General features: G+C 68.4%; 17 protein-coding genes, 1 tRNA gene and 2 pseudogenes. 7 read left to right on the top strand and 13 right to left on the bottom strand.

The features are described 5' to 3' along the window. The first annotated feature begins 30 nt into the window (after positions 1-30). The 5 genes from HNP73_RS16715 (at position 31) to HNP73_RS16695 (ending at position 3,525) form a co-directional block, all read left to right on the top strand. On the top strand, positions 31-573 hold the full coding sequence (locus HNP73_RS16715; protein ID WP_184152677.1) for a gamma-glutamylcyclotransferase: 543 nt from the start codon (positions 31-33) through the stop codon (positions 571-573). Between the two features lie 100 nt (positions 574-673). Then, positions 674-973, top strand: coding sequence for a hypothetical protein (locus tag HNP73_RS16710; protein ID WP_184152216.1), 300 nt, complete (start codon positions 674-676; stop codon positions 971-973). Between the two features lie 2 nt (positions 974-975). Beyond that, entirely contained in the window at positions 976-1,797 is an 822-nt protein-coding gene (locus HNP73_RS16705) for a cytochrome b/b6 domain-containing protein (protein ID WP_184152213.1), read from the top strand. Further along, on the top strand, positions 1,794-2,555 hold the full coding sequence (locus HNP73_RS16700) for a molybdopterin-dependent oxidoreductase (RefSeq protein WP_184152210.1): 762 nt from the start codon (positions 1,794-1,796) through the stop codon (positions 2,553-2,555). The genes HNP73_RS16705 and HNP73_RS16700 overlap by 4 nt, the downstream gene beginning before the upstream one ends. 136 nt (positions 2,556-2,691) lie before the next feature. Continuing rightward, the gene (locus HNP73_RS16695) at positions 2,692-3,525 is read left to right on the top strand and encodes a RibD family protein (protein ID WP_184152207.1); all 834 of its coding nucleotides are present in this window, start codon (positions 2,692-2,694) and stop codon (positions 3,523-3,525) included. On the opposite strand, the gene HNP73_RS16690 is transcribed toward HNP73_RS16695, so the two are convergent. The 5 genes from HNP73_RS16690 to HNP73_RS16670 are packed head-to-tail and all read right to left on the bottom strand — an operon-like array spanning position 3,417 to position 7,637. Continuing rightward, positions 3,417-4,202 (bottom strand): class I SAM-dependent methyltransferase, encoded by a 786-nt coding sequence (locus HNP73_RS16690; protein ID WP_343063354.1) that lies wholly within the window; start codon positions 4,200-4,202, stop codon positions 3,417-3,419. The two genes, HNP73_RS16695 and HNP73_RS16690, sit on opposite strands and share 109 nt — an antisense overlap. Then, a complete protein-coding gene (locus tag HNP73_RS16685; RefSeq protein ID WP_184152201.1) occupies positions 4,199-5,257 on the bottom strand; it encodes a glycosyltransferase in 1,059 nt (352 codons plus the stop codon). The genes HNP73_RS16690 and HNP73_RS16685 overlap by 4 nt, the downstream gene beginning before the upstream one ends. Further along, the gene (locus HNP73_RS16680) at positions 5,254-5,649 is read right to left on the bottom strand and encodes a 6-pyruvoyl trahydropterin synthase family protein (protein ID WP_184152199.1); all 396 of its coding nucleotides are present in this window, start codon (positions 5,647-5,649) and stop codon (positions 5,254-5,256) included. Before HNP73_RS16680 ends, HNP73_RS16685 begins: the two co-directional genes overlap by 4 nt. A gap of 19 nt (positions 5,650-5,668) precedes the next feature. Beyond that, a complete protein-coding gene (locus tag HNP73_RS16675) occupies positions 5,669-6,637 on the bottom strand; it encodes a zinc-dependent alcohol dehydrogenase (protein WP_184152196.1) in 969 nt (322 codons plus the stop codon). Continuing rightward, the gene (locus HNP73_RS16670; protein WP_184152193.1) at positions 6,627-7,637 is read right to left on the bottom strand and encodes an AraC family transcriptional regulator; all 1,011 of its coding nucleotides are present in this window, start codon (positions 7,635-7,637) and stop codon (positions 6,627-6,629) included. The genes HNP73_RS16675 and HNP73_RS16670 overlap by 11 nt, the downstream gene beginning before the upstream one ends. A gap of 258 nt (positions 7,638-7,895) precedes the next feature. Between HNP73_RS16670 and HNP73_RS16665 the strand changes: the two genes are divergently transcribed. After that, positions 7,896-8,126, top strand: a complete 231-nt coding sequence (locus HNP73_RS16665; RefSeq protein ID WP_184152190.1) for a hypothetical protein — start codon at positions 7,896-7,898, stop codon at positions 8,124-8,126. 1 nt (position 8,127) lies between these two features. On the opposite strand, the gene HNP73_RS16660 is transcribed toward HNP73_RS16665, so the two are convergent. Beyond that, entirely contained in the window at positions 8,128-9,042 is a 915-nt protein-coding gene (locus tag HNP73_RS16660; RefSeq protein ID WP_184152187.1) for an alpha/beta fold hydrolase, read from the bottom strand. A 176-nt stretch (positions 9,043-9,218) separates the two neighbouring features. On the opposite strand from HNP73_RS16660, the gene HNP73_RS16655 reads away from it, so the two are divergent. After that, a tRNA-Ser gene (locus HNP73_RS16655) sits at positions 9,219-9,308 on the top strand. Between the two features lie 184 nt (positions 9,309-9,492). On the opposite strand, the gene HNP73_RS24115 is transcribed toward HNP73_RS16655, so the two are convergent. The 7 genes and pseudogenes from HNP73_RS24115 to HNP73_RS16630 all read right to left on the bottom strand — a co-directional run bounded on the left by HNP73_RS24115 (position 9,493) and on the right by HNP73_RS16630 (position 18,405). Beyond that, positions 9,493-9,726, bottom strand: coding sequence for a 3'-5' exonuclease (locus tag HNP73_RS24115; protein ID WP_425486644.1), 234 nt, complete (start codon positions 9,724-9,726; stop codon positions 9,493-9,495). Positions 9,727-10,163: 437 nt separating this feature from the next. After that, positions 10,164-10,370, bottom strand: a pseudogene (locus HNP73_RS24110) (hypothetical protein); the annotation flags it as partial. Between the two features lie 1,247 nt (positions 10,371-11,617). Continuing rightward, positions 11,618-12,046: a hypothetical protein gene (locus tag HNP73_RS23440; RefSeq protein WP_246399869.1), complete on the bottom strand. Its 429-nt coding sequence runs from the start codon at positions 12,044-12,046 to the stop codon at positions 11,618-11,620. Continuing rightward, the gene (locus HNP73_RS16645; protein WP_246399868.1) at positions 12,043-14,514 is read right to left on the bottom strand and encodes a site-specific DNA-methyltransferase; all 2,472 of its coding nucleotides are present in this window, start codon (positions 14,512-14,514) and stop codon (positions 12,043-12,045) included. Before HNP73_RS16645 ends, HNP73_RS23440 begins: the two co-directional genes overlap by 4 nt. Then, the gene (locus tag HNP73_RS16640; protein ID WP_184152184.1) at positions 14,511-14,654 is read right to left on the bottom strand and encodes a hypothetical protein; all 144 of its coding nucleotides are present in this window, start codon (positions 14,652-14,654) and stop codon (positions 14,511-14,513) included. The genes HNP73_RS16645 and HNP73_RS16640 overlap by 4 nt, the downstream gene beginning before the upstream one ends. Further along, positions 14,651-17,481: pseudogene (locus HNP73_RS24105) on the bottom strand (BPTD_3080 family restriction endonuclease). The gene HNP73_RS16640 and the pseudogene HNP73_RS24105 overlap by 4 nt, the downstream one beginning before the upstream one ends. A 453-nt stretch (positions 17,482-17,934) precedes the next feature. Continuing rightward, a complete protein-coding gene (locus HNP73_RS16630) occupies positions 17,935-18,405 on the bottom strand; it encodes a hypothetical protein (protein WP_184152181.1) in 471 nt (156 codons plus the stop codon). Positions 18,406-18,625 lie beyond the last annotated feature (220 nt).

Below are 18,625 nucleotides of genomic sequence, written 5' to 3'. Positions count from 1 at the left end.
AATGGTTCGCGAGTCTCGAAGGACGGCATGATGGCGACGGGTGATCTCTGGGTCTTCGGATACGGCTCGCTGATCTGGCGTCCGGGTTTTGACTTCGTGGAGCGGCATCTGGCACGACTTTCCGGCTGGCGCCGCGGCTTCTGCATGACCTCGATTCACTATCGCGGCACGCCGGAGGCACCGGGCCTCGTTCTCGCCCTTGACGAATCGGCGGAGGCGGTTTGCGAGGGGCTGGCGTTCCGGGTCACGGCGGAGCACGCCGAGGCGGTCCTTGCCTATCTGCGGGAGCGCGAGCTGGTCTCGTCGGCCTATGAGGAGCGGCGCCTGCCGGTGACGCTCGAGGACGGGATCGAGATCGAGGCGCTGGCCTACGTGGTGGACCGCGGCCATGTGCAGTACATCGGCGGGCTGACGCTGGAGGAGCAGGCCGCGGTGATCGGCCGGGCCGAAGGGTCGAGCGGGCGCAACCTCGACTATCTGATGTCGACGGTCGAGGGGCTCACGGCGCTCGGGATCCACGACGAGGAGCTGGCGCGGCTCGCCTCGCTGGTGCGGCACGGCGAGCCCGGCTGATCACCGTATCGTGCAGCGACACGGGCGCGCGCGACAGCAGTATCAGGAGTATCAGGGAGCCCGCGTGCCGGTCGGGCGCCCGCGAGAGAGGGATCGACGGATGACCCGCCTTCACGCCGCCCTCGTGGCGCTCGCCTGTCTCGCGCCGGGTGCCGCGCTTGCCGACATGTCGTGCGCCGAGTTCAACGGCCTGGACAAGGACTCGCAGATGCAGATCGCCGGTTCGATGGCGGAGGCCGGCGAGGGCGGGATGGACGCCTCGGAGACCATGCTGTCGGGCGAAGGCGAGGATGCCGAGGTCGTGGCGAACGATGATCTGGTGATGGCGGTGCAGGCCGCGTGCCGCGCAAGTCCCGGGCGGGAGCTCGGCGACGCGATGCGCGACGCCGGCAGCCAGTAGCCATGGCGGACGCGTCTCCCGACCCGTCTGGCCGGACCATCCGGCGGCACCGCGTCTCGACGCGGCTCTGGCACTGGGTGAACGCGGGGGTCCTCGTCATCATGCTGATGAGCGGGCTGATGATCTTCAACGCGCATCCCCGGCTCTACTGGGGCAGCTATGGCGCCAACTCCGATCCGGCGTGGCTCGAGATCGGCGCGACCGGGGCGGAGGGCTATCTCAGGGTCGGGGGCGCCGAGTTCGACACCACGGGGGTTCTCGGGGTGAGCACGCGGGACGGCCGGCTCTGGGCGATCGCCTTCCCCGGCTGGGCGACGATCCCGTCAGCCTATGACCTGGCACTCGCCCGGCGCTGGCATCTGAGCTTTGCATGGCTGTTTGCGGGCGGCCTCGCGGCCTATGCGGTGGCGAGCCTCGTCAACGGCCATCTCTGGCGCGACCTGCGGCCCAAGGGGCGCGAGCTGGCACCGGGGCATCTCTGGGGCGAGGTGAAGGCGCACGCCCGGCTCGACCTTGCGAAGGGCGAGGCGGCGCGGCGCTACAACACCTTGCAGAAGCTTGCCTATCTCGCGGTGCTGGTGGTCCTGCTGCCCGGGATGGTGCTGTCGGGGCTCGCCATGTCGCCGTCGATGGACGCGACGGCGCCCCTGATCGTCGATCTCTTTGGCGGGCGGCAGACCGCGCGCTCGGTGCATTTCATCGCGGCGTGGCTCATCGTGGCGTTCGTGGTGGTGCATCTCGTGATGGTGCTGCTCGCCGGGCCATTGAACGGGGTGCGCTCCATGGTGACGGGGCGCTACCGGTTGCCGGAGGCGCGGCGATGAGCCGGGTGAGCCGGCGGGCGCTGTTGCGGGGCGCGGCGCTTGCGGCCCCGGGGTTGCTGCTCGGGGGCTGCGATGCGCTCGGGGCCAGCCCGAGTTTCCGCGACATGGTGCTCGGCAGTGGCGAGTGGCTCTCCTACCGGGTGCACCGGCTGATCGGTTCGGACGCGCTGGCCCGGGAATTCGCGCCGTCGGAGATATCGCCCACCTTCCGCACCAACGGCAACACCCGCCCGGCGTCGCCGGAGTGGCAGCGCCACGCGGAGACGGGTTTCGCGGACTGGCGGCTCGAGGTGGGCGGGCTTGTGGAGGCGCCGCAGCGGCTCGGGCTGGCGGAGCTGAAGGCGATGCCGGCGCGGACGCAGATCACCCGGCATGACTGCGTCGAGGGCTGGAGCGCCATCGGCCAGTGGACCGGCGTGCCGCTCGGGGCGGTGCTCGCGGCCGCGCGGCTGAAGCCTTCGGCGCGCTACATCGTGCTGCACTGTGCCGACGACTTCGACGGCATGGCGTATTACGAGAGCATCGACCTGGTGGATGCGTTTCACCCGCAGACCATCCTCGCCTACGGGATGAACGGCGGCGAGCTGCCGCTCGGGCATGGGGCGCCGCTGCGGCTCCGGGTGGAGCGGCAGCTCGGCTACAAGCACGCGAAGTTCGTGATGCGCATCGAGGCGGTGGCGTTGCTCGGCGCGGTGCGGGGCGGCCGGGGTGGTTTCTGGGAAGATACCGTGGGCTACGACTGGTACGCCGGCATCTGACGAGCGCGACCGAAGTGGAACATTCCACGGGCGATTTTTTCGGGTAGGCTCCCTGCGCGAGTGGTCTCGCCCCCGGCGCAGGCTACGTGAAGCGTACCAACGGGTTCCGGCAAGCCGAAACGGCGAGGGAAATACGATGCAGCGAGCGGACGTGACGGACGCGGTCTGGGCGGCGCTGCTCGCGCGCCGCAACGACGATGCGGCGGCCGGGCCATCACAGGAGTGGAGCGAGGCGGAGCGCGCGGCGTGGGAGCTCTATGCGCCCCTCGCCACGGGGCATCCCGGCGCGCACCTCTTCGCGCAGGTCGGGCAGTCGCTCGACGGTCGGATCGCGACGCCATCGGGCGATGCGACGGACGTGTCGGGGCCGGAGGGGCTGAAGCATCTGCACCGGTGCCGCGCGCTGGCCGACGCGGTGGTGGTGGGCGTCAAGACCGCGTTGCAGGACGATCCGCGGCTGACCGTGCGGCTGGTGCCCGGCCCGAGCCCGGCGCGCGTGATCATTGATCCACGCGGGCGATTGCCGGACAGCGCGAAGGCGCTGACGGACGCGAGCGTGCGGCGGGTGGTGATCCAGGCCAGCGACCGGCCACGGGCGCCGGGCGTCGAGGTGGTTCGCCTGACGCCGGCCGAGTGCGGATGGATCGCGCCCGAGGACATCGCGGGCGCGCTGGCCGATCTCGGGTTCGGGCGGGTACTGATCGAGGGCGGGTGCGTGACGATCCAGCGGTTCCTTGATGCGGGGCTCCTGCACCGCCTGCACGTGGCGGTGGCGCCGCTCATCATCGGTGACGGGCCGTCAGGGCTGCGCACGGCGCCGGTGGCGCGGCTCCGCGATGCACTCCGGCCCGAGACGCGGGTCTACGGGCTCGAAACCGACGTGGTCTTTGACTGCGCGCTGGCGAATCCGGGCAACGCGAAGATGTCCAGGTGTCCGACGGAGCCGAAGGTCGTCGCGGCGCGGGCCTGACGCCACGCGCTGGTGTCGGCTCCCGCCTCGGTGGCCGCCCCGGCGATGCCGTCGAGGAGCGCGTCGAGCAGCGGCCCCGGCGCGAGGCGCCACGGGCTGAGCCCGAGGCGCACGCGATAGCCGCGCCGGGCGAGCGCCGCCGCGAGATAGCGCGCGGCGTCCGGGCCGAGGGCCGGTCCGCCGAGGCCCTTGTCGCCGTGCTGATGGCGGTTGAAGGCAAGGGCAACCGCCGCGTCGCCCGGATGGGCCGGGGTCCAGTCGAGCCGGCCGTCGTAGCTCAACGCCGCATAGAGCGCGGTCCCAGCCGCCGCGAGGCGATCGGCGAGCGCGTCGAGCCACGCGGCACCGGCGAGATCGAGCAGGGCGGAGGCAGTGACGAGGCGCACGTCCGAGAGGTCGACGCAGTCGAGGCGGGCGAGGTCCGCGACGACGGTCTCCGCACCCGGCACCCGCTCGGCGGCTCTGGCGAGAAGCTCCGGGTCGTGATCGAGCAGGCGCCAGCGGACACCCGACGCGGCGACGGCGCGCACGGTCGCGCCGGTTCCCGCGCCGAGGTCGAGCGCCAGCGCATCGGGACTGCCAAGCAGACAGGCGCGCGCCGAGGCGAGAAGCCACGGGTCGCGGGCCGCGTCGTCGGCGGGCGCGCGCAGGTCGAGCCAGTCGGGATCAAAGCTCACGGGCGCGCCACGCGGTCGAGGCAGGCGGCGACGGTGCGCGCGGTGTCGGCCCATGACGGCAGCCGCTGGCCGGCGGCGAAGGCCGCTTCGGCGGCGGCGCGGCGGCGGGCGGCATCATCGAGCAGCGGCGCGAGGGCCGCGGCAAATCCCGCCGCATCGCCCGGCGGCGCCAGCCCGCCGGCCGCTTCCGGCACGAGATCGGCGATGGCACCGGCGCGGCAGGCGATGACCGGCACGCCCTGCGACAGCGCCTCGGCGAAAGCCATGCCGTAGCCTTCGTACTCGCTCGCGAGCACGAAGACATCGGCGGCCGCGAGTTCGGCCCGGGTGTCGGTGACGGCACCGCAGAGCGCGACGCGCTCCCCGAGACCGGCGGCGGCGATGCGGGCGGCGAGATCGGCGGCGCAGGCCGGGTCGAACATGGCCGAGCCCACGATGCGCGCCGTCCACCGCCGGTCGGCGAGACGGGCGAGCGCATCGACCAGCACGTCATGGCGCTTGCGCGGGATGAGCGAGCCGATGGCGAGGAGGCGCGGCGGATCACCGTCTCCCGCCGCGCGCGGCCCGGGATCGGTGCCGGGCGGGGCAGTCACCAGCCGCTCGGGCGCGACGTCGAAGCCGCTGGCGAGCCGGCGTGCGGTGGCGGGGCTGGTGCAGACCACTGGTCCGGCGGCCCGAAGGGCTTCACGCTCCGAGGCGAGAAGCCTTTCGCGATCAGGCGCAGCAAGGCCGCTCTCGTCGCCGAGCGGGTGGTGGACGAGCGCGACGAAGCGGAGGCGCCGGGCCTCGGCCGCTGCCTCACCCGGCATCGCGCCGAACGCGAGGCCATCGGCCAGGACGAGCGCGCTGTCGGGTAACGCCGCGAGCAGCGCCCGCGTTGCGGCGCGCGCGGCGGCATCGGGACTGGGCCAGTCGCCGGGCGGCCGCAGCACCGTGACCGTCCAGCCGAGGTCCCGCAGTCCGGCGATCAGCCGGCGGTCATAGCCGTATCCGCCGGTCGGCGCGTCGAGATCGCCCGGAACGAGAAAGGTGACGGCGCGCGCCGCTGGCGTCACAGGTCCGCCTCGTACCAGCCGCGCGCGGCGTGGCTTTCGTGCAGCGTGATGCGCAGGCGCCGGAGCCCGCCGGGATTGCCGAGCGCGCCGGAGCGCGCGGGGCCAGCGAGCGCGTCGAAGACGTGGCGGGCGAGGACTTCCGTGGTCGAGGCCCGGCCGGCGAACTCGGGCAGGTCGTCGAGGTTGCGATAGCGCAGCGGCTCAAGCGCGGCGGCCAGCGCCTCGGTGGCGCGGCCGATGTCGACGACGATGCCGTTCTCGTCGAGCGCCTCGGCGAAGAACGCGGCGTCGACCACGAAGGTCGCGCCGTGCAGGCGTTGCGCCGGGCCGAAGACCTCGCCCGGCAGACTGTGGGCGATCATCACGTGATCGCGGACCTCGACGGCGTACATGGTCACTCTCCCCTGTCGGTCAGTCGTAACGCACCAGATGGCAGAGGGTATCGGGATCAGCGAGGATTTCCCCGTACCGCTCCGGCAGGTCGGCAAAGGCGGTCTCGCCGCTCAGAAGCGCGTCGAGCGCCGGGTCGGCGAGGAGCGTCAGCGCCGCCTCCAGCCTGCGGCGGTGGCTCCAGCGCGGCCGGCGTGAGGGCGCGATCTCACCGACCTGGCTCGCGACGAGGCGGAGGCGGCGGCTGTGGAAGGCGCCGCCGAGGCTGACGCTGACCGGGCGATCGCCGTACCAGCTCGCTTCGACCACGGTTGCCTCCTGCCCGGCGAGGCCGATCGCGGTGGCGAGGCCGGACGCGGTAGCGCTGGCGTGGATCACCACGTCGCAGTCGGCCGGCGCCGTCTCCGGTGTGGCGAAGCCGCAGCCGAGCGCCGCGGCGAGCCCGGCGCGGGCCGGGTTCAGATCGACGAGCGTCACCGCGGTGCCGGGGATGCCCGCGGCGATCCAGCCGACGAGGGCGCCGACGACGCCCGCCCCCACCACCGCCACCCGGTCACCCGGGCCGATGCCTGCGTCCCAGACGATGTTGAGCGCGGTCTCGGCGTTGGCCGCGAGTGCGGCGCGGCGGAGCGGCAGGCCGGCGGGCAACGGGATCGCCATGGCGGCGGGGGCCGCGAAGCGGTCCTGATGCGGGTGCAGCACGAAGACGGCGCTTCCGACCAGCTCCACCGGCCCGGCGACGACCTCGCCGACCGCGGCGTAGCCGTATTTCACCGGAAACGGAAAGGCGCCTTCCTGCAGCGGTGCGCGCATGCGGTGCCACTCGGACGCCGGTACCTCGCCGCGGAAGACCAGCGCCTCGGTGCCCCGGCTGATCCCGGAGATGCGGGTGGCAACGACCACATCGTCGCCACCGGGCTCCAGCGCGGCGGGCTGGAGCACCCCCTGCCCCGCCGCCTCGATCCAGAAGGCGCGCGCTTCACTCGCCATCGGCGCCTTCGGCACGGAAGCGGCTCGGCGACTGGCCTGTCCAGCGGCGGAAGGCGTTCGAGAACGCGCTCTGGTCAGCGTAGCCGAGCAGGAAGGCGATCTGCGCCAGCGAGAACGCCGGGTCGTCGAGGTAGCTCATGGCCATGTAGCGGCGGATCTCGTCGAGCACCTGGCTGAAGCTCGTGCCCTCGGCGGAAAGCTTGCGCGCGAGGGTCCGCTCGCTGACGCCGATCGCCTCGGCCATCTGGCGCGCGGTGGGCACGCCCTTCGGGAGCGCGTCGAGCACCATCCGCTCCACGCGGCTGCGGGTGCCGCCTCGCCATGGTCCGCGCCTCGCGTAACAGTCCGCGGCTACGCGCTCGAGCAAGTCTAGGAGGTACGGATCGGAGCTGTTGGGCGCGAGGTCGAGCTGTTCGAGACTGAAGACGAGCCCGGTCGCCTCCGCGCCGTAGTGCGCCGGACAGCCGAAGCGGCACGCCGCACCACCCGCCTCCCCGCGCGGAACCGCGAGCCGGACCTTCTGCGGCCGAAGCGCCGGGCCGACCCAAGTCTGGCAGGCCTTGACGGCGATCGCGACCTTGAACTCGGTTGCATGGCGGCTGATGCGCATCTGCGGCGAGTGCGTCTCGATGCGGAAGAACGCCTCGCTCTCGGACACGATCAGGTCGTAGTCGGCCGAGGTGTCGCTGATCGCGCCGAAGCGGCAGGCGTTCTGCAAGCCGTCCCGGACGGTTGCACAGGCGATGCTCATGTAGGCCACGAGCCCCGACGCGCGCAGGTCGTAGCCGAGGCCGAGGTCGAGACCATAGAACTCCTCACCAGTCGCGCGGGCAGCCCCCTCGATGAACCGGGCGAAGCGCCGGGCTGCAATCTGCTCCTCTCCCTCAGCAATGACGGAGAGCGACAAGCCCGAGGCGGCGAGACCGGCGCGCACGTCAGGAGCATCCGCTCCGCGGAGGTTGACCACGTGCGCGAACCAGGCGACGGGTACCAAGTACATACCGACCTCCCACTCCTGGTCAATCGAATCACCCCCCACCCATCACAAAAGCTCGATGTCTGGCGCTCGCAAGTAAATGTCCGGGCATTGCAAGACTGGCGGCGGAAATCCGCCGATATATGATGGTGCGCAGGGGAGCATGTGATTCGACCCGCGGCACGGCAATCGAAGCCGGTTCCGCGCGGTAGGTCCGCATCCCCCGAAGTGCAGAGACGCAATGACCGGCCCTGCCCGGACGAGCCTTGTGTGGAGTGACACGTGAGTGATCTGAAGACCTGCAGCCGGTGCCGGGAGCGACCAGCCTCGACAGAGCATGCCGCCTACTGCAAGTCCTGCCGCGCGGAGTATCAGCGCGAGTGGCGCAGGCGGCGATTGCAGAAATCCGAGGTGGCCTGCGAGACCGCAGCACCCGTCGCATCAACGGCACCGCGGCTGCGGCTGCGCGGCACGCCAACGCGCGCCGAGATGGTGCGCTACCGGCTGATCTGACTCAGGCGGCAGCGGACAGCCGCCCCCGCTCGGCTGCGAGCAGGTGCGCGGCGATCATCGGACCGACCAGGTGCGGATCGGTGAGCGGCGCCATGTGCCCGACCCGCGGCAAACGGCGCAGCACGCCCGAGGGAAGCGCCTCGGCCACGAGCTCCGCCACCCGGACCGTGGCGGCCGGCGCCTCGAGCCCGACGATCGCCAGCGCCGGACAGCCGATGCCGGCAAGCTCCGTGAGGCGGCCCCGTTCGGACGCGAGCGACGCGAGATCGTCGAGCACCCGGTCGAGTTCGCCGACCAGGCGCGTCCGCCCCCCTGCCCGGCTCCGCGCCCAGGCGCCCGGGCCCTGCCAGAGATCGACGAAGCGTGCGACAGCGCCGGTGCGATCCCCGCCCGCCGCTGCCACCGCCATCGACGCGACGACGTCCATGACACCCCCGAAGAGCCGACGTTCCGCCGGCCCCTCGCCGCGCAGCAGGTGGTAGGCTGCGGGGCTGACGAGCGTGAGGCTCAGCACCACGCCCGGCCGCTCCAGCGCCGCCCGAAGCACCACCGCCGCGCCGTAGCCGTGCCCGACCAGATGGACCGGTTGCCCGATCCGACGGATGAGCCCGAGGAGCGTCCGCGCATCGGCCGGCACGCCGCGCGGCCCCGCCGCAGCGCCACGGCACGCGACATGACCGTACCCTGGCAGATCGGGCGCATTGAGGTCGAAGTGCGGTGCGAGATGGCCCGCAAGCCCGCGCCACTGGCCGCCATCGCTGGCGGAATCGTGCACGGCGACGACCACGGACCGCTCAGGCCCGGGCACCAGCTCGGGCATTGGCCGGGACACTGGCTCGGACACCGGGCGCCCGGCCGCCGACGCCGCGACCGCCGCCGCGCGCCGCCGAGCCACGAGAGATCCAAGCCCTGCCATTCCCCATCCCTCCCGCTGCGTCGGTCGACGACGCGTAGGGGCCCCGCGTTTCAGCCGCTTGCCAGCGCCGCGTCCCATTTGTTGCAACTGTCGCAGGCGCAACTCAAATCCGTCACATCCGAGGACGCATCTCCTCTTGCGCCGGCCCCGCCGCTTGCATATGGCTACGCGCCAGTGGAGAGATGCCGGAGCGGTCGAACGGGGCGGTCTCGAAAACCGTTGTGGGGGTGACCCCACCCAGGGTTCGAATCCCTGTCTCTCCGCCATTACACATTGATTGTTAACAGATAATTCGCGTTCCTAGACCCTTACCCGCCAACCAGCCCGCCGTATCTTTTGCGCTTGAATGCATCGCAGTGAGACAGGGTGATATCGACGCTGGGCGTGCAGGGTATACGTCGATTTCCAAACAGCCTTCGGTGCGCTCCCCTTGGAGGGCAGATCGCACAATCAGATCTCTACCAAGTCCTGAAGGAAGTCCGATATCGGCGACTTTCCCGACACGAGCAACCGTTCGCGCGCTCGTGTCGTGGCGACATACAATAGGTGTCGTTCGACGGCGAAAGCTTCCGCCAGCGCGGTCTCGTCGGCTGCCTCCATGAGGCTTCGGGCCGCGGGAAGGATTTCCCTGTCGCAACAGATGGTGGCTGTGGCACGGAATTCGAGGCCTTTGGCGGCGTGCATGGTGGTGAGGAATATTTTCCCTGTTTCGAGGCCGGCTGCGGCGATCGCGGGTTCGGCGCGGGGGAACTCGGCGGGAGAGCGGACGAGGACCGCGATCTCTCCGGGCGGATGCCGTCGGCGACGGCGCGGGTGATCCAGTCGGCGACGAAGGCGGTCCCGGCCGCTTCGCTCGGGAACGCGCGAATCTCCGGCGCCGGACCGTCGAAGACCGACTGGACCCCGGTGCGGTCCTCCTCGGTACCCTCAAGCTCGACGAGGCGCGGCGGAAGGAGCAGGTCGGCTCGTCGGCGGATCTGGCGCGAGGTGCGGTAGTTCACCTTGAGCGAGCGGGAGCGGCCGCGGATCTCGACGCCTTCGGCGGACCAGGCGAAGGCCGGGCGGAAGACGCGTTGGCCAATGTCGCCCGCGAAGAACAAGCCGTTGATTTCGCGGGACACGGCGGATTTCAGGAAGCGAAGCTCGGCGAGGGTGAGGTCCTGTGCCTCGTCGACGAGGATGTGATCGAAGGGCCTATTCGCCTCGGCCGCGAGGGCGGCTGCAGTGTCGTGCAGCGCCTCAGCGCAGGTCTGGAGGCCCCGGGCGGCGAGCCCATCGCGGGTTCTGGCGAAGATCGTCCAGAGGGCGTCGCGGCGGTCTGCGCTCACGCGGGTGCGACGCGCCTCGTCGGGGAGGTAGCCGTCGAGATCGAGAAGCGTGTCCTCGGTGGCGGCGCGGACGTCGGAGGGCCAGTCGGCGGGGACGCCGCAGAGGAGCAGTGTCGCCTCGGGCGTACGGGAGAAGAGAGCAGGCTTCGAGGCCGGGACGGCCACGGGGATCGCGATTTCCTCGACCCTTTCACGGACTTCCACGAGCTGCGCCGCCCCGGTCGTCGGATGGGTCTCCAGGCGACGGCGCTCGGCCCAGGCGTAGGCGGCGTCGTGGTGGCCGACCCAGGTGAGCAGCGTATACCCTCCCCGCTTGTGCAGCACGATACGGAGGTCGCGAGTGACGCGGGCGGTCCAGAACTCCTTGTCGCGCGAGCGGTCGACCCGGTGCAGCTGGAGGCCGGGGGCGCTGGGATCGACCTGAAGATCGAAGGCGGCCCTGCTTCGCCGCGGCCTTTTCCGGGGCCGTCAGACGGTCGAGGGCGGCGGTGAAGGTATCGGCGATGCGCAGGGTCATCGAGGGAGAATATTCCTGATTTTGCTAAAGTTTAACGAGACACTACCGATGCACTTCCCATGCACAGAGCATATGCATTATTGCGGGCAGAGAGTGGGTGCGAGCATGCAGCGCGTCAACATCCACAAACCCTAGCCCACCGACGTGCTGGGCCATTCAAAATTGAACCTATCAACATAGAACTCGTCGAAGAGGAATCTAAGGTCGGTCTCCCAATCACGTATCGCGGCATTCAGGCGCGCGTCTCCCCTTCGCCGCTTCGCATTTCGCGTGAAGGCGGCGATAGTCTCTGCCAACTTTTGAAGCCTAAGCTTGCTCGAAGGATGTGACCACTCGTTGAGATACCCAGGACGAAACACTGGTGGTAGCGGTCCCTCGAACACATGGGTTAGAACCCGGCGCCTTATCTGGGCATTCAAGCCCGCTGTCGTTCCGACAGAATACCCCATATACTTCAGCACACCTTCAGACTCCCAGTCTTTGCCACAAAGACGACCATCACCGCCCGGCGCGTCTGTCGATGGCCAATCGAAATAATCTTTGGGGTCCGGCGGCCGCGTGCCTCGCTTCGCCCACTCGATTCGTATGGCGGCGATAGTTTCCTTCGCTCTCCCGTAAAGCTTTGATCCCTTCCCTTCCGCCTCGTACTTCACAGCGTTCTGCCATAGCCGAATTAGTTCGGACGCTCTCATTGTGGGGATAATTTCGATGATCGAGCGATCCGCCATCCCTAAACCCCGAACACCTTCATCGCCTCGTCCCCCAGGTGGTTGATCACCTTCACAGCGATACGCCCGGATTTCGGTCGTGGGAACGGGCGTGAGACTGTAGCCTTAAGGCTCTCCCTGGCGTCCTCGTCGATCTCGGCCTTCAGCGTCGTGCGGATCGCCTTGTAGGGGAGGTCAGCGGCGGGGAAGTACGCTTGGCGGACGAAGAAGGACTCCTCGTTGTAGTCGGTGTCGATGAACCAGCAGGCGATCTCGTCAGGCTCGGAAGAGGCGACTTCGCCGAGGGAGGGTTTGAAGATGTCGACGCCCCTGAGTTCGACTCGGAGCCTGGGGCCGTCGTCGTGGATGAGGACGTCGGGCTCGCCGAAGATGGTGAAGAGGTTGCCGCCCCCCGCCTTGAGCTCGCCAGCCATGTGCAGGTCGGGGTTCATCCGGGCCTGCAGCACCGGGACGCGGCCGAGACGATGGAACTCGGAGGCTGGGCGTCGAAGTTGAAGGCGCAGGCGATCACCACGTCGAAGCCCGCTTCCGCCGCCTCGCGCGCCACGGCGACGAGGTCGGCGCGCTGGACGGTGCCGTATTCCGGGCCGATGAAGATCGCGGCGCGGCGTTCGACCGGCGCGTCGGGGTCGCCCTCGGGGTAGCGGCCTTCGGCGCAGACGAGTTCGCCCGGCCAGGGCTTCAGCGCGGTGAAGGCGATGCGGTCGCCCTTGTCCTTCTGGTGGACGCCGGCGCGGCGGAGGTTCTCGAGGATGGCCTCGACGTAGGACTCGGCCTCGGCCTCGGCCTCGCGGGAGTGCAGGCTGCGGGAGGCGTCGAGCTCGTCGATCAGCTCGCCGTTGGCGCCGACGGCGGCGGCGCGGTGGGGCGACAGGCTCTCGACGGTGAAGGGGCCGGCGACGCGGATGCGTTTGCGGTCCTCGTAGGGCTTGTTGTAGAGGTATTCGAACTCGGCGCGGGCGGCGATCGAGGCGTCGATCTCCTTCTGGCGGGCGATGCGGGCCTCCCAGAACTCTCGAACGGCGACCTTCGCGAGGACGGGCCAGTCGTCGGGCTCTGTTCGTGGAACCTCCCATTCAAGGAGGTCGTTGGCCGGGACTTTCTCGCCCGAAGGCAACGTCTCCGAGAAGTGCATCGTGAAGTCGATCTTGCGTCCGGCGCGAGCTCCTGTGGTCAAGAGGAATTCGACCGGGTGTCCTTCAAGAGCAGCATTGAGCTCGATGAGGGCTCTTTGCACGGCGGGTTGCCGCTTCGCCCAGATCACGTCGATCTCGGCGTTGTTGGCGATCGACTTGAGGGTGATGTGAGGGACGCGCTCGTAGACGAAGCCCTGGCGGATGTCGTTGTGCGTCGGCGTGTCGGGCGGGGGCGTGCGGGTGATCTGGGCTTCCTTCGCCCGGCCCTCGGGGCTGTCGGCGAGGAGGTAGAAGGGGAATTTCGCGCCCATGATCCGGGCGCGGGCCAGCACCAGCGCCACGCGGGAGGTGTCGATGGTGATCCAGCGCCGGCCCCACTGCTCGGCGACGAAGGCGGTGGTGCCGGAACCGCAGGTCGGGTCGAGCACGAGGTCGCCGGGGTCGGTGGTCATGAGGAGGCAGCGGGTGATGACCTTGGGAAGTGTCTGCACCACATAGATCTTATCCCCCGGTCGGCCGGCAATCTGCGTGTCGCTCCATACGTTCGAGAAGCCGACTACGGCGTAGTCGTCGAAGAACCGAAGATAGCCCAAGGAGTTGGCGCGTGGGACCATCCGCCCCGCCCGGATTAGGCGCCCCATTCTCTCGCTATCCGTTTTCCAGTAACCTGACGGGTAAAACCTAAAGCCGGAAAGTGGGACGTCGTACTTCGTTCCCGGAGATTGGCTGGTGACAGTATCGAGGCGAAACACTCGACCCTCGTTTGGAAGCGAAACGGAGCCCGCGATCTCCTCGTCGCTCAACCGTCGTGTGGCGCCGTCCGCAAAAAGAACGCTCCTATATTCCCCGCCACCCTCACCATCGAGACGTTTAGGGGCGGCTTGGTTCCGATACTTCACAGCCTCCCGATTGCGTGCGTACCAAAGGATGAAGTCCGATGTTGTTGGTAGCGCGTTTGTAGTCGCACTTGAAGTTTTCGCGAAGATGATCTCGCTAACAAAATTCTCCTCCCCGAACACCTCGTCCATCACCGCCCGCACCCGGTGGACGTTCTCGTCGCCGATCTGGACGAAGCAGGAGCCCGACTCGGTCAGGAGCTCGCGGGCGATGGTCAGGCGGTCGCGGAGGTAGGTGAGGTAGGAGTGGATGCCGTCGCGCCAGGTGTCGCGGAAGGCCTTCACCTGCTCGGGCTCGCGGGTCAGGTGGCCGAGGTTGCCGTCCTTGACGTCGCGCGAGGTGGTCGACCACTGAAAGTTCGAGTTGAAGCGGATGCCGTAGGGCGGGTCGATGTAGATCGCCTGCACCTGGCCGCGCAGACCCTCGCGCTCGGCGAGGGAGGCCATGACGGCGAGGCTGTCTCCGAGGATCATCCGGTTCGACCACTTGCGGGAGTGGCGGTAGAACTCAACCTCGGCCTCACGGTCGTCGTCGGTCAGGCCGAAGTGTTCGAAGAGGTCGGGGCCGCCCACTCTGCCCTCGCGGAGAGAGGCGCGGAGGTTCTCGATGAGGGCCTTGGGGTGGATCTGCTCCTGAAGGTAGATCGGCGGGGCCTGGACGATCAGGTCGGACCAGTCGGCGAGATCCTTGCCGCGCCACACGAGCTGCGGGTCGAGGTCAGGGTCGCGGCGTTCCCAGGCAGTGCGGATCGGTGCGCGGTCCACGTCCGCCAGGACGGATTCGAGCTCGGCCGACGGGATGTTGGCGCGGCGGTCATCGTGGGTGATGGACTCTACCCGGGTGCCGGCGGGGGCGTTCTCGGTCATTGGGCTTCTCCTCCGGCAATCAGAGCGAATGCGGCGCGGCAGGCGGTGACAGTCGTCAGCATCCGGTCGATGATTTCGAGCCGGGTGATCTCGTCGAGCTGACTGCGGGGTAAGGTCCGGACGAAGCCGATGCCGGTCATGCCGGGACTCCGTCAATGGTACGGGCGACGAGAGATTCGAGTTCCTCCGCCATAGTGAAGGGGTCACGCATCTCGGCGTAGGCCCAGCGGCCGAAGCGCGACAGGCGGTTGACGGCAGGAATCCATTTGTCGCGGGTGGCAGCGGCCTTCAGCGCATCGTCGTGGTCGCGGGCGCCTTTGACTTCGAGGACGAGCGTGGTGCCGTCGGACAGCCGGACAAGATAGTCCGGCCGGTAGCGGTGTGGCTCGCCGTCGCGGATGTAGGGGATTTCGAGGCCGAGATTGTGGTTCTTGGCGTAAGCGGCGACCCGTGGATGGTTCTCGATCGCTTGGGCGAGCTGTGCCTCCCAGTCTGAGTCAAGAACGATCCAGTTGATCTGGCTGCGGTCGGAGCGCGGCTGCCACCTGTCGGTCTTCGTGGTCGTGAAATTCACCGCCGCGGTCGTGCCCTCCGGGTCGAACGGGTCGAGCATGGCGCGCACGACCCCTGCGCTGGCGCTGGCGACGTTGATGGCGCCCACCAGTAGCTCGCAGACCTCGTCTGCGAGTTGGCGATAGGAAAGCTGGGCGGGGAAAGTGCCGTCCTTGCAGACGAGCAGGCCGGAGTCGAGCCACTGACTGACGATCGCCTGCGCCTGCGGGAAGAGGTGAAGCTTCGGACGCGCGTTCGCGTCCCGCAGCGTGTGGTTGAGCAGGTGTGTGGCGAGGCGGAAGACGAGGGTGGAGCGTCGCACGGTATCGAGGTGTGCGAGCGTCAGGGTCTCGGTCTGCCCGATGATCCCGGCCATCTCGACCTTGGTCGCACCGACCTTCGCCGGGTCGAGGATGTAAGGCTCCAGCGCGGAGAAGTCGGCGACGAGACGTTCGTCCGGAAGCTCGAGGCGATAGCCCTCGATGCGGGGAAAGGTGATCTCCAGCGGCTCGCGGCCGGGGACGGCATGTACGTGGATCGTCTCGCGGGGTGGTTTTGGCTCTGTCTGGACAGCCTGGGCGGCGAAGTTGAGACCGTCGATCCCCATGATGTCGGCGTACTCGACGTGGAAAAGGCCGGTCTCCGGGTCAGCGTCATAGGAGAGGCGGCGAAGCGCCCGACCGATCACCTGCTCGGAGATGAGCCGGGTGCCGAAGGCCCGCAGACCGAGGATGTGCGTGACAGTGTTTGCGTCCCAGCCCTCGGTCAGCATCGAGACGGAGACGACGCAACGGATCTGCTCGCCGAGGCGGCCGCGGCGCCCGATGGTGTTCATGACCTCGCGGAGAACTTCCTCGGACGTGATGGTCTTCGCAGCTTCGGCGCCCTCCCGGTGGGCTTTCTCACGGCGGAAGGTCTCGATCTCGTCCTTGTAGACGTCAAGGAACGCAGGCGGGATCGCCTCGCCGCTGTCGATCTGCTGGCTGTCGATCAGCAGTGTGCGCGGACGGTGCACGCGGTCGCCCTCGTCGGTGAAGTTTCGGAAGAGTTCGAGTGCGCCCTGGCGGAACTCGAGCTCGCCCTCCGCGATCTCACGTTCATAGCCGGCGATGTAGTCGGCGACTAATTCGGAGTTCGTGGTGTTGTTGCAGACGACGATGAAGACCGGCGGGGTTTCCACTCCCGCCTTCTGCCACTCGTCGAACGTTTTGGTGTAGTGGCCATAGAGTGCGTCGAGAGCAGTTTTCAGTTCCGTCGGCAGCTTCTGCGGGTCGAGCTTCTTCTCGCACGGTTCTTCTTCGGCATCTTCTGGCGGATCGTCGGCCAGAGGTTGCGGTAAAGCGGCGCGGGCTGGCCCGGCAGGTTGTCGGCGACGGGGACGCGGGGCAGCTTGACGATGCCACACTCGATCGCATCCATCAGGGAGAAGTCGCTGACCACCCACGGAAACAGCATTCCCTCGGGCCAGCCGGACCCGGAGAGGAAGAAGGGGGTCGCCGAGAGATCGTAGACGGCACCGAGCCCGAGGTGCTTCTTCACCGCCTCGATCCCGGAAATCCAGAGACGCGCGGCCTCCTTGTTCTCCTCAGCCTCCTTTCGCTCCTCGCCGGTGAGTCTCTCCGTTTCCGCCATCGGTCGCTCGCGGTAGCAGTGGTGCGCCTCGTCGTTGAGGACGACGATGTTCTTCATCCCCATCAGGTCCGCCATTGCGCGGCGGAGCATCTCGCCCTCGGACTCCTTCGTGGCGATGTCCGGCCCGTGGCCCCTGAGCGCCGCGCGGGTGCCGGTGGTGAGCTGGATCGTCTCGCGTAGCCGGAAGGCGTGGTAGTTGGTGATCACGACCTTGGCGCGGCCGAGGTCGGCCAGCATGTCGGAGGGAACGAGGCCTCGATCGCGGTAGTAGGCAGGGTCGTTCGGCATCAGCACGCGCAGGCGGTCGCGAATGGTGATGCCGGGGGTGATCACGAGGAAGGCGCGGGAGAAGGACTTCGAGTTCGGGCTACGGGTGGCGTTGATCGCCTGCCAGGCGATCAGCATCGCCATGACGGTGGTCTTGCCCGCGCCGGTGGTAAGCTTCAACGCCACGCAAAAGAGATCCGGATTGGCGCCGGCATTGGCGTCACGAAGCCAGTCGAGGAAGCGGCGCCCGGCGGCGAGCTTCGGGGCGACCTCGTGCAGCCAGATCGCGGTTTCGACTGCCTCGACCTGGCAGAAGAACGGGCGGATCGCCTGGGTTGTGTCGCCTTGGAGCGCCCGCCAGTGCTGAAGCAGCGAGGCAGTGACGGGCGTCACCCGCCATTTGCCCGGTTCGGGCTCAGCCCGCCATCGGGCGACCTCCTCGCGGAGAAAATTGATGGTCGGGGTCGGATTGTACTCCTGCTCCTCGGTCGAGAAGCCATGTCCGGTGTCGAGCACGAAGCTTGTCTGCTGTCCCTTCCCCGTCTGTTTCTTCACCTTCGGGATCGGTGTCAGCAGATCCGACAAGCGCCGGCTCGGGACGATTTTGTCGGTCGGAAGGCCGTCCTTGTCGAGCTCTCAGTGTTTGCGCGGCTCGACGTATGGCGAGTTCAGGATCGGCTCGTCGAAGAAGGCGGTCATTGTTTTGGCATTTCCTCCCGAGGATGTCAGACAGGAGCAGCAAGTGTGGCGCCGATCAACCCCCGGCCGAGCGCATTGTCATTCTGAAATCTTCGAACGGTGAAAGAACGTCAGGCGCTGATCGCTTTCAGCATTGTGGTCGGTGCCGGACAGGATCGTCGTCGCCGATCCATTGAGGACTCCAGTGCTGGTGGATGCTAAGGTTCCTGTCTGCTCAGGCACGGCGGCACGGGTGCGCAGGGGATGATCCGGCCGCCCGCGACCAAAGCCTCAGCTCCGGCGCAAGCGGCCGGGGCGCAGGGCGGCCCGCAACTCCGGCTCTGACAGGCGAAGCTTGTCTGCAATGCCTCGATACAGAATGCTGCGGAACCGGCCGCTTTCCTGGCACGATCGGTAGGTCAGGTCATGCGCATCCCGGTGAGCGAAGAGCCGGCTACCTAACGGCAGATGCAGCTTCGTGGCGCGCCGGCCGGTCAGGGGACAGATGAACCACCAGCGAAGTCCACCCCAGTGCGGCCGCGTGGTTGTGAGCCTGATGCACTGGGTCTCGGACGGTCCCGGACCGAATGACGTGAGTCGGAGCAATGCGTTCTGCGGGTCGACGGCGTCTGAATCACAGAGGAAGAGCGCGGCAAGCCGACCGTTGATGCACCATCCGCGAGCCCGGGTGCGTGCCTCGCCCGGAACGATCACGCCGTCTCTCATGAGGCGCGTGATCGACAGTGTCAGGGCGTCCTCCACCGTAGCTTTCTTCGGCCGGTTCCATCCTGAGCCATATCCGCCCATGACAGGTTTTCTCCTAACTCATTAGCCGATGTGGGTGCTCGTTTCGGCGGGCCTCCTGACTGCGATTGCGCGGGCGGTCCCGAGAGTGAGCAAGCGAGGCGGGCCGGATCGAGAGCCCTGGATCCGTGCTACACGTGCTACATGGCGGTTGATCCGGCTCTCGCCGTGTCGCACA

It is taken from the genome of Amaricoccus macauensis (assembly GCF_014201905.1).
GTDB lineage: Bacteria > Pseudomonadota > Alphaproteobacteria > Rhodobacterales > Rhodobacteraceae > Amaricoccus > Amaricoccus macauensis.
This window is presented reverse-complemented; position numbering and strand designations above follow the sequence as displayed.